Here is a 10,467-nt window from a genome sequence, read left to right on the forward strand (position 1 = left end):
CTAGCAAGCGGCTGTAACGCCGTTAAATAATATGCTTTGAGCAATCCAAAGCACCAGGATTATGAAAAATACGCCTACGGGCTGTTGAACCATCTGCGTTACTTCCTGTCCTTCACCAATGCCGTTGGCAACTTTAAGCCCAGAAGCCACAAAGTATACAAACAAAAGTACTGTGATTGTTGCATTGATAACTGAGGGAAGTGCTGTAATGGCGGTAGCCGCCGCCGCACCACCCCCGCCAATACCACCAGCGCCGCCGAACATACAAGTCATTGCCACCTGAGCCGAATCGAACAAGCCCCACCCATAAGAGGGCATTGACTGCATGACAATGATTGTCGCTGTGCCTGCCGCGTAAATATGATGCTGATACTTGCGCCCAATCGCCGCGCTAGCCTTAGCCAGAACTTGAGTTTGTGTTCTTCGCACAGAATTACTAGATGCCAAGGCAATTACTCCTTTTTTCATTGTTCTAGGAAAAATCTAAAAATCACCAAGCCCCGTTGGGGCGGGGTTGCAGGTATTGGGGTGTGGGGTGTGGGAAGAAATAGCCCCAACAACCTTTTGTGTTTAAGCCCTGTATTTTAAGGCAATTGCATTGGTCGAGGTTTCAGAGCTACGTCCAATGCCGTCCTCACTACACCCCACACCCTAAACCTGCAACCCTTTTTCTTGACCTTATTATCGAAGTTGGAAATAACAAAAAATCTACTTCCAACTTCCCACTTCTGACTTGTTTAATGCTCTTTGTTGAAATTCACTTTCTATGTCAGCTAAAGTATGTTCCCTAGCTAGTGAGCGAATTTCCTGAAGTACTGTAATGTGACACTCGTATAGCTTTGCATAGCCATCTAGACCACCTGTTTTTTTGTTGGTGAATTTCTGGAACTCTGGCAAGTACTTCCGAGCAATATTCAAATATGCTTGTAGTTGTCTTGCAGAAACCTTTGGCTTTAACATCGCCGCAACTTCTGGTCTTGTTAGTTCTTCATTTTGCCAGGTAAACCTCCCTATCCCCATGATTCTGAGAACTTCTTGGAACTTCTAACTATACATAAAATACCCGCCTTTTTCGTGGCGGGTAATTGACATTTGCAAAAATAGAGAAAATTATGCGGCGCTGTTCGGAGTATTAGCCGGAGAGTGGTTCTTGTTCACAAAACATAAAAGCCTTTCGCCTTTGAAGTATCTGCCTTCTTCAAGAAGGTGAGCTATTTTCGGTAATTTATTTACCCAGTAAGCATTTCAGAAATCAGATGTCTTTGTCCTGGAACTTTACCTTGATTTATCCATTTTTCATCTAACAAGGCGCAAAGTTGGTAGACAACAAAATGGGGATTTCGTTTCGCTTTTCCTTCTAGACCCCAGCTCCGAACAGTAAAATCTGCGTATCCTAAAATGCGTGAAAGTTCGGGGTAGGTTAATTTCCACTTCTTCTTAAACTCTATTGGGTGCATAGTATTTATTTGATACTTGCATAAGGAACTTATTTAATACTTATAACATAATCACTTGGTCAAATCTTTATAATTTAGTATCAGAGGATAAAAATTTTTCTTATATTTATTTATCTTAATATCTTGATAAAAGATATTAGCTATTATCAGGTTTATCCATTTTATCTATAATAGAGATATTCTCTTTTAACCAATCAATTTTATGTCCAACACAGATCCTAATTCTCAGCAACTCTTTCAACCCAAAAGTCAAGTTAATGAAGATAACGAAAATCCCACGCTATTACTCAATCGCTTAACTCCTACTGATGACCAGATCAAAGACTGGCTACAGTCACCACAAATCAAACAGTGGCTTACAAAACTACTAATGGGCATACCGAATAATCTCAAGATAGAAGCGATAAATACCATCATCAAAAATGTTATACAAAACCCAGACAAAGACTGTCGAGTACAATTCGGTAGTTCAACTATTGGAGTTGATGTTTTGCGGTGGCAAATTTGGGCATCCTATAAATTACCTTACGCCAGTGGAATCAAAACTCCTGATTGCCCCTACACTTTGAAAAAACATTTGGATGCTTCTGACTGGAGTTTAGACTAAAAGCAGGCGATCGTTAACAAAGGAGTGTACGTTTCGTTAGTATAAAATTTTTGTAAGGAGAGTCTGCGCTTAACACAGACCCCCTTCGCCGGAAGATGAGAGAAGAACCACCAACTCTCACCTGCCAATATGAAACTTGCCAAACTAGAAGAATTTCGTCAAGCCACTTATGAGCATTTAGGTAGAGCGCATGATGTGACTTTTGAACTGACAGATGCAATATTGCTGACTCGTAACGCCTACAGTTTGGCAGATTTATCGCTATCAGCAGTATTTAGACGTAAGTGGCCAAGCATCTACGAGGCATTACAAGATAGCAGACCACAGCGACAAAAATTGATGCAGTACGAGCGACGTTAAAGTTGGATTTTTAACTGTGTAACTTCTGACATCAAAAATTAATTTGCCATTCGCTAAAGTCCCTTCGCCCATCAATGAGCATCTTGGCGTTCGTAAATAGAATTCATTAAAGTGAAATGGCACATCAAATTGGGATAATCTCTTTTAGTCGTAAATATTTTTACCCCTGACCAAGATGCCAGCGCCTTTAAAAGTTGACCTGTCACCAATAGAAGATCAAGCCCTACTAGCACTCACTCAAGCAAAAGGTATACCACCAAGAACTCAAAGTCGTGCCACTGTACTACGCTTATCAGCCGCTGGATGGACAGTGGTAAAGATCGCACAATACTTAAAATGGCATCCACAGACTGTACGCGACACAATTCATCGCTGGTACTGGGGCAAACTCGATAGTTTGTGGGATTGTTCGCGTCCGGGTCGCCGTCGCCGATGGCATAACCCAAATATCAAGTCTCTGCTTCAATTCAAAATATCTTTATTTAGCTATCAACTTATTTTTATTTTATTTTCTTACATCTCTTACATCTATTTAATGCTATTTCTCCACAGTCATGGCGTTTCTACTACTTATGCAGTCAAAATTTACAGGCAGTACAAGGATGAAGCACTCGCTACTCTCACCAGTAATCCCTACCAGTTAGCTGCTGACATCTACGGTATTGGTTTTCTGAGAACTGATAAAATTGCCTTTAATTTAGGAGTTGCGCCTGATAGTCAGTTCCGTTACCGTGCTGGTTTAATTCATGTTTTGAACGAAGCTGCTGCTGATGGGCATTGCTATTTACCCCAGCCTCTACTCATTGAGAATGTGATCAAACTCCTGACTACAGCAGATCACACACCCGAAGAAAATGCCCTCGCTGATATTATCAAAGATATGGCACTCAAGGATGACTTAATCCGCGAGAAAAGCGAAGACCAAACGCTGCTATGTTATCTACCAACGTACTTTCACACCGAACATAACCTTGCTCAATTAATACAATCTAGATTTTGCCAACCAGTTGCACAAGATATGCCTCGTGTTCGCACCTGGATTGAGCGCTTCACCAAGAGTCATAAAATCAAACTTTCACCACAGCAACGGCTAGCGGTAGAAATGGCTGCATATTCAAGGGTAATGATTCTGACTGGTGGCCCCGGTTGCGGTAAAACTTTCACCACCCACACCATAGTCTCTCTGTGGAAAGCAATGGGCAAATCTATCGCCTTAGCTGCGCCAACTGGACGCGCTGCTCAACGCCTGAGTCAAATCACACAACTCGAAGCCAAGACCATACACTGCTTGTTGGAATTTGACCCAAAGACAATGGGCTTCTTACGCGATAATCAAAACCCTTTACCCCATACCGCAATTGTCGCGCTAGAAGCTAGTATGCTTGATTTGTTTCTGGCATCTTCTTTGGTAAAGGCGATACAATACGGTTCCCAACTACTGCTAGTGGGTGACATTGACCAGTTACCCTCTGTCGGTCCTGGTCAAATCCTTGCTGACTTGATTAATTCTGGTCACGTTCCGGTGGTGCGGTTGACCAAAGTATTTAGGCAAGCCCAACAGAGCGCAATTATCACCGCTGCTCACCAAATTAACCGAAGCCAGTTTCCCACAATTGAACCGATTTCCGATAATCCCGTGTCTGAGTGTCTGTGGCACGGCGGCGGTCATCACCCTAAACATGGTGTTAAAGCAATATCCGAAATCATTACAGACTTGATTCCCCGCCTCGGTTACAATCGAGCTACTGATGTGCAAGTGCTTTCCCCCATGTCGCGGGGTTTGCTTGGGACTCGTAACCTCAATACCGTATTACAGCAGTTGATTAATCCGCCCAGTCCCGACAAAGTAGAGATTACCACGGGCGGGAATTTATTACGAGAAGGCGATCGGATCATTCAACTGACTAATGATTATAATCACGATATTTTTAATGGCGACTTCGGAATTATCAAGGCCATTGATCTTGAAAAGATGGAAGTTACTGTACAGTATGGTAAGCATACTGTTGTTAGAACCAGAGCAGACTTAAATCAAATTGCCCTCGCCTGGAGCTTCACCATTCATCAAAGCCAGGGTTCAGAATATCCGGTAGTAATTCTGCCAATTTATACGCAGCCTTATATGATGTTGTCTCGTAAACAGTTGTACACAGCATTAACTTGTGCCAAGCAGTTAGTGATTGTCGTTGGTTCCAAGAAAGCGATATCCAAGGCTTTGCGTTCTACTGACGACCAACTGCGATATACGCGATTACAGCAGCGCTTGGAAAGCGCTTTTTTGCAACCGACGATTGCAATTTAGAAATGTTCAACTTAACAATTTCACCCGGCTTGCGGTTGTTGCTCTCAATCAAGAGTGAGAAATCTGGTAGCTAGCCCGCATTTCTCACTCTTCTCAAGGCGTTTGATGGAGCAGAAGAGAAGTAATGAGTAATGAGTAATGAGTAATGAGTAAAAACTTCTTACTTCTTACTCATTACTTCTCTAGCTCCCGTTTGCGGTTCTAGAAAAAAAGTGTCTTAAACACAAAGCAATCAAACCGCTCTCAAAAAAATAAACTAAAAATGACTCTATAGTTTTATGGCGTGATAGCGATAAAAGAGTGGGCTATCCAAATAAGGCATCAGAAAGCACCGAAGCAACAAAAGCAGGGGAGAATTTTGTCCAAATTCTTTAAAATAAGCACCTTTGCCCGTTTTCTTTAACCAAAACATACACCTGTAATCTTTGTGTAGTCAACTGTTAGAAGTATGCTCTTTGTCCTTATACATCACTTATTAACTATGAAGTCATTTTTAGTTTATTTTTTTCACCTATTTTTAGGTTTTTCAATATAGGTGTATTTTTAGGGGGAACCACAAAAAAAAGATACCAGCCGTGTTCTTAATTGCTTGTTGGGCGGCGTGGATCTGGACTGGATCGTACTTTCGTATCTTTATGAGCGGGTAAGTGCCTTACCACCCAAATCGGGAAAATTGACTCGCCTGAAGATGAAGCGATCCTGCGCTACTTAACTAGATACCTACACTTGAAAACAATGGCGGCAGTGGGCTAGTACAGTATTAGTACAAAGCATCTGCGGCGATTATTTTTCAAAGGAGCGTGCCTTTGTGCGATACCTTCTCTACGAGACCTACGCGAACGGTAAACGTTCCGCAGGAAAGCTGTCACCCATGCCTGAGATAATGGGAAAAGACCGGGGGTGGTTTCGGGAGAGCAAAGTTGAAGATTGATAGACATGGGAGAGCAAAGATTCTCTCGCCAGAAGAAATTCAACTTCTGTTCTCGCAGGGGGTAGACTCGCTACGAGACAAAGCGCTGTTTGCAGTCATGCTTTACACAGCGTGCCGGGTGAATGAAGCAGTGACATTGCTTAAGCGCGATGTCTATGACACCAAAGGAAAAGTCAGAGCCAAAATCACCTTTCGCAAAGGAAATACTAAAGGTAAACTGGCTACCCGTGCCATTCCCGTAATTCAAGAATTGCGAGTCAGGCTGCAAGCATATAAACCGCGTGATGATTCCCCTTGGCTGTTCCCTGGAAATGCTGACCACTCCAGAGCCAATAACCACCTGCACCGGGATTCGGCACTGTGGATATTGCGAGTCGCTTGCAAAAAAGTAGGAGTTGAAGGCGTAAGCTCTCACAGCTTTCGGCGCACAGCACTCACCTCGATGAGTAATGCCGGAATTCCCTTAAGAGTGATTCAGGAAATTTCTGGGCATCGCACGTTGGACGAGCTGTACAAGTACCTTGAGGTAAGAGAAGATCAAGTATTGGGAGCGGTATCATCTTTAGCGCTACTTGCTCCGGTTTCGGAAGACCACTTCGGGAAACCCCAGTTAGTCGAAGTGACCGATAATTCAGTAAAGGAAAGGCATTGACCCCATTTTACCAAAAAATCGATTTAGCAAGACCACATCAGCGTAATTGCTGAAAGCAAAAGTAGAAATTACTTCAATGATGCGGTTAGATATGACGAAAGTTTAGCCCCCCTCCATAGGCAACACTTCTTCATTCAGTAAGGCGTAAAATTCAGGGACTTGATCCTCGACAAGTCGCAATTCACTTGCGGCGATCGCCTCAAGTTCCAGCACCGTCTCCCAACGCAAATCACTCTGCCATCGCTTGAGAATGCCTTTAATTGCCTCAACTCCACGAGAAATACCAGAGCGAAGTATTTCTACGCAATGAAGTAGAGTAATCCGGTCAGTTTGGGGCGGAACATAAACGGTAGTATCCTCCCCTTGGCAATGGGAGTTCCCTATAGCATTAGGGGGGGGCGTGGATACGGCCTGCTGATTGGGGTTTACACTATACGCAGCAGGGGTTTGAGCAGCGTAATAGGTTCGATTTTCTTTTTGATTACGCTTTTCCACGCGATGAGCAATTACATGCATTGCAAATTCTAATTCCTCTTTAGATAAAGAGAAAAGTTTCACCTGTTGCCCCCGTTTACCTTGCTTGCGGAAAGTCAGCTTTAGCCCCAGCTGCTCTAGTAAAGTCGCCAGCAACCAAATAGGTTTACAGTCACTAGGAATAGTAAACCCAAGAATTGCTTTGACGTGAGCAGCACAATGTATAGCGATCTCCGTCATCTTGAGTAAGGTGGAATCGTCGGCAGTAACTTCATCACCCTTCATTAAAGAAGTGAGAATTTGATGCAGCCCCAGGTTAAATCTAGCCAGCCACCGCGCCGAATAATTGCCCCAGTCGATGCACAAAGGTAGATTGTCGCGCTCGGTGCGGTCTTTTTGGGTGACAATTGTTGGTGGCGTAGGATAACTTTGCCCAGTTTTGGGGTCAGTAAACGATTCTTCGGGTGGGGCTAAAATGGCCTCAAGTCCAGCAATTGCTCTAATTAAGCGGCCACCTTTATCCATTTCTACGAGTGATTCGGTTACTTCGATGCCGTAAGAATCAGAAATGCGGAATTTTTCGCATTCAAAAATTTCGCTAGGGTCAAGGTAATCTTTGCTCTGACGGGCGCGGTACTCACTCAAAGTAATATTCTTAGCCTTGGCAACATGAGAATTGTGGGCACGATCCAAAGCTTGTGCTGCCGCTTTTAGACTTTCAAGAGATTGAGGATCTGAATCACTGCCCACATATATAAATGTATTGCCCATTTCGGTGAGAAGCGATCGCAAATCATCGCGCAGATTATTGAGAGAATAGTGGCGGTTAGCCATAATTTGACAATAAGCCTCAAGCGCCCAATCTTTCTCTGCGCCCCGCTTACCCGTTTCTCTGTCAATCCGCAACAGAAAAGCTGTCATTTCATTGGTTTGGAGCAAGCGCTCTTTAATCTTGGTAGCATTGGTATCCTTGTAACCAAAGGGGGGACGTGGGGCCACCCAAATATGAAACGGGACTTTTGGACGATAACGGTAAAGCTGTTGGGCACACTCAGTAGCAGTTTGGGAAACGCCGTGAAAGACACCAAATACTAAATCAAAATGATACTCAGAAATATCGACACCAGTACCGAGACTGGGAGAGGTGAACAAGGCATCAAAGTTTTTGACGGCGTTGGTAATATCTTTGATGAAAGCAACATTTTCATCACTGCCAGAATTGTCAGAGTGAACAGACCAGATACGCCATTTTTTTTGTGTATGTGATTTTTCGGAGTTAGATTCTTCGTAGTTGATTGTAAAGGATTTGTCGAGTTTTTTGATGAAACGCTTACTGTCGCTGGCAACCATAACTTTTTCTCCAAGCATCAGTGCTGCCGAGATTTGGGCGACTAGAGCGCTAGAATTATCTCCCTCGTACCAATAAATGGTGCGTGAACCGTTTCGCCATTCGTTTTTGATAATGTACGGGATTTCCTCAGAGGGTCGCATGGAGCGGAAGAAATCCACAGTCAGGTCATCCATGTGTGCATCGGCGATGACGACCAGGGGCGCGTTGTATACTATATATTCCAGTACTTCAAGTATTGCTGCACGGTGCTGTTTGCAAGTATTACTGTGCAGCAGGTGGGTAAGGTATTGGCAGGCTTCATCTATAAATATGCAACCGTAGGTGAGAGACTGGGTATTGAGTTTATGCAAGCTGTCAATAGTAATACTAAGGGCTTGGGCCTGGGCTAAACCTGTGTAACCCAAGTCTGAATACATCGCCGTCCGCAAGCGTTCGGCAAGATTTTTCAGCAAATTTACGCGATGCCCATTGTTGAGGAACCGCGCGTCGGGGTTTTGGTCACGCCACCAGCGCATAAGTTCAGTTTTCCCTGTACCCATGTCGCTCCAGAGTACGACCAGTCCTGATTTGGGGAAATTGAAGCTAGGGGATTTCTTCGATTTAGATGAATCAACTCCGCCAGAATCCGTAGACTCCTTGTTTGGAGGATGTCCTTTTATAGATGGCGTGAAAAGTTGTTCCTTTTCAAGATCATAAAGCTCAGGCACTCTCAAGCATTTTTCTTCAAGTTCAGGAATGCACAAAGCCTCAGAGAGATACTTGACATTAACAGTGACATCTGGTTTGTATTTGCTAAGTCCCCATTTCTTAGCCCGATACGAGCGCTTGTAATCAGCAAGTGATTTAGCATCGTCTACGATCGCAGTCAGTAGAGCATCAGCTTTTTCACCGCGACCAACCACAAAATCATCAACGCCTTTTTCTGGCCCCGGCAGTAATGCAACTTCACATTCACAACCTGCCGATTCGATTGCCTTTGCAGTGCGGACAGTGGCTTGAAACACCGACCACCTGGTTTTAGAAGAAGTTTCGTAGTCAAAAAGAATTATGAACTTGCGCCCCGCCTGAGTCATTGGTACTAAGTCAGGATGCAACCGTTCATCAAAATCCTGTTTGCCCACGCGCCCGTTCCAAATTCCCGGAAGTGCGATCGCTACAAACCCTAAACTAAGCAAGCAGGCCGCTTTTTTTTCGCCCTCGCATAAGATAACTGGAATCTCTGGATGCTGCTTCATCCATTCCCAAAATATTAGTGGATTGAGTTGATCCAGTAAGCGCAGCGCCAAAAGCGAATGATAGCGCTTAATTAAATAACGCTTTGCAACTTTGTCCCAGATGGGGTTAGCGACATCAAAGTAAGTAACGCGGTTGGGGGTTTTGGGGGGTGACTCGTATTTAACTGGTTTACCTGTTTGCCAATCAAAGCGTGGAAAGTTGGGCTTGATCCTTCCCCACTCCATTGGTTGCCAGTTTTTGAATGGGTCAAGTGACTGAATCCACGTCCCACCTAGTAATAGGTGCTGATACAGCTTTAAGTATCCATCTGTTACCCGACCCGCATTCTTACGTGGGATTTTATCAGATATGAACAGGAAATCATAAACTGATTCTCCCTCTACATGGAAAAAGTTGCGCTCAATCAATGCCGGATGAATGGCGCTACCAGCTAACAACTCATGGTATTCCGCAGCCGTGAGATTGTTTGGATATTCAGTTGTCGCTGCGTTCATTAGTTCTCCCCTTGCGGTTCCTTAGAGAGAACTACGTTTACGAGCAAGAATTGCCAGTAAAATCCTGTGTCGCAATCATCTGCAACAGTTACTCCAGTAATGTTTCTGTCGCTATCATCTAAACATAGCCAATTTGAAAGCTGTGAAACTTTAGCTTTTGCAAGGATATTCTTAAAACTACCTGATACCACAGCATAAAGCTGAGGTGCGAACACTGCAATGCATGATTCCATGCGCTCAACTAATGAGCTATTCAGACTTTTTTCATTTAACACGGTTTATTCCCCTGGTGCTTGGTTTTCAAGCTCTAGAGGGGGCTATTCACGCTGCTACTATTTTTTGCTCCAAAATTCGGGTTTTGTCTTCATTAAACTTCACATTTAATTAATTTAAGGAATTTTAACAACAAAAACTGCCACGCGAACATACCATTTTCGCGTGGCTTCTCATACAATATGAGAAGCAGCGTGGGCTCAATCTCTTTTTGACCAGTCAGTGGATGAAAGCGTCCAAACTTTAACTACCACTTTCTTGGTATTTCTGAGAAACCCCGCTCTGGAGTTATTTAGTTTTTGCTCCTTGGACAAAGCGCCTACTCCTTAG

At 43.7% G+C, this 10,467-nt stretch carries 9 protein-coding genes; 4 read left to right on the top strand and 5 right to left on the bottom strand.

Annotated elements, in window-relative coordinates:
- The 3 genes from RRG12_RS34430 to RRG12_RS34440 form a co-directional block, all read right to left on the bottom strand.
- On the bottom strand, positions 1 to 468 hold the full coding sequence (locus RRG12_RS34430; RefSeq protein WP_420762309.1) for a hypothetical protein: 468 nt from the start codon (positions 466 to 468) through the stop codon (positions 1 to 3).
- A gap of 240 nt (positions 469 to 708) precedes the next feature.
- Positions 709 to 1,020: a hypothetical protein gene (locus RRG12_RS34435; protein WP_185582021.1), complete on the bottom strand. Its 312-nt coding sequence runs from the start codon at positions 1,018 to 1,020 to the stop codon at positions 709 to 711.
- A 209-nt stretch (positions 1,021 to 1,229) separates the two neighbouring features.
- A complete protein-coding gene (locus RRG12_RS34440; protein ID WP_104899588.1) occupies positions 1,230 to 1,457 on the bottom strand; it encodes a hypothetical protein in 228 nt (75 codons plus the stop codon).
- Positions 1,458 to 1,659: 202 nt separating this feature from the next.
- Here RRG12_RS34440 and RRG12_RS34445 point away from each other — a divergent pair, with 202 nt between their 5' ends.
- From RRG12_RS34445 to RRG12_RS34460, 4 genes are all read left to right on the top strand, one after another.
- The gene (locus tag RRG12_RS34445) at positions 1,660 to 2,064 is read left to right on the top strand and encodes a hypothetical protein (RefSeq protein ID WP_420762310.1); all 405 of its coding nucleotides are present in this window, start codon (positions 1,660 to 1,662) and stop codon (positions 2,062 to 2,064) included.
- Positions 2,065 to 2,193: 129 nt separating this feature from the next.
- Complete coding sequence (locus RRG12_RS34450) at positions 2,194 to 2,424, top strand: hypothetical protein (protein ID WP_420762311.1); 231 nt, start codon at positions 2,194 to 2,196, stop codon at positions 2,422 to 2,424.
- A 175-nt stretch (positions 2,425 to 2,599) separates the two neighbouring features.
- Positions 2,600 to 4,726, top strand: a complete 2,127-nt coding sequence (locus tag RRG12_RS34455; RefSeq protein WP_420762312.1) for an AAA family ATPase — start codon at positions 2,600 to 2,602, stop codon at positions 4,724 to 4,726.
- A 920-nt stretch (positions 4,727 to 5,646) separates the two neighbouring features.
- The gene (locus RRG12_RS34460) at positions 5,647 to 6,309 is read left to right on the top strand and encodes a tyrosine-type recombinase/integrase (RefSeq protein ID WP_420762313.1); all 663 of its coding nucleotides are present in this window, start codon (positions 5,647 to 5,649) and stop codon (positions 6,307 to 6,309) included.
- 102 nt (positions 6,310 to 6,411) lie between these two features.
- On the opposite strand, the gene RRG12_RS34465 is transcribed toward RRG12_RS34460, so the two are convergent.
- Together RRG12_RS34465 and RRG12_RS34470 are read right to left on the bottom strand one after the other, a co-directional pair.
- Positions 6,412 to 9,864: a plasmid replication protein, CyRepA1 family gene (locus RRG12_RS34465; RefSeq protein ID WP_420762314.1), complete on the bottom strand. Its 3,453-nt coding sequence runs from the start codon at positions 9,862 to 9,864 to the stop codon at positions 6,412 to 6,414.
- Positions 9,864 to 10,139 carry a hypothetical protein gene (locus RRG12_RS34470; RefSeq protein ID WP_420762315.1) on the bottom strand — a complete coding sequence of 92 codons (276 nt, stop codon included), beginning with the start codon at positions 10,137 to 10,139 and terminating at the stop codon, positions 9,864 to 9,866. The genes RRG12_RS34465 and RRG12_RS34470 overlap by 1 nt, the downstream gene beginning before the upstream one ends.
- Positions 10,140 to 10,467 lie beyond the last annotated feature (328 nt).

The organism is Nostoc sp. CALU 546 (genome assembly GCF_048836525.1).

Bases quoted from the DNA above. Each gene is read 5' to 3' on its own strand.
- RRG12_RS34445 (WP_420762310.1), top strand. From the start codon at position 1,660: ATGTCCAACACAGATCCTAATTCTCAGCAACTCTTTCAACCCAAAAGT.
- RRG12_RS34435 (WP_185582021.1), bottom strand. From the start codon at position 1,020: ATGGGGATAGGGAGGTTTACCTGGCAAAATGAAGAACTAACAAGACCA.
- RRG12_RS34465 (WP_420762314.1), bottom strand. From the start codon at position 9,864: ATGAACGCAGCGACAACTGAATATCCAAACAATCTCACGGCTGCGGAA.
- RRG12_RS34455 (WP_420762312.1), top strand. From the start codon at position 2,600: ATGCCAGCGCCTTTAAAAGTTGACCTGTCACCAATAGAAGATCAAGCC.
- RRG12_RS34440 (WP_104899588.1), bottom strand. From the start codon at position 1,457: ATGCACCCAATAGAGTTTAAGAAGAAGTGGAAATTAACCTACCCCGAA.
- RRG12_RS34430 (WP_420762309.1), bottom strand. From the start codon at position 468: ATGAAAAAAGGAGTAATTGCCTTGGCATCTAGTAATTCTGTGCGAAGA.
- RRG12_RS34450 (WP_420762311.1), top strand. From the start codon at position 2,194: ATGAAACTTGCCAAACTAGAAGAATTTCGTCAAGCCACTTATGAGCAT.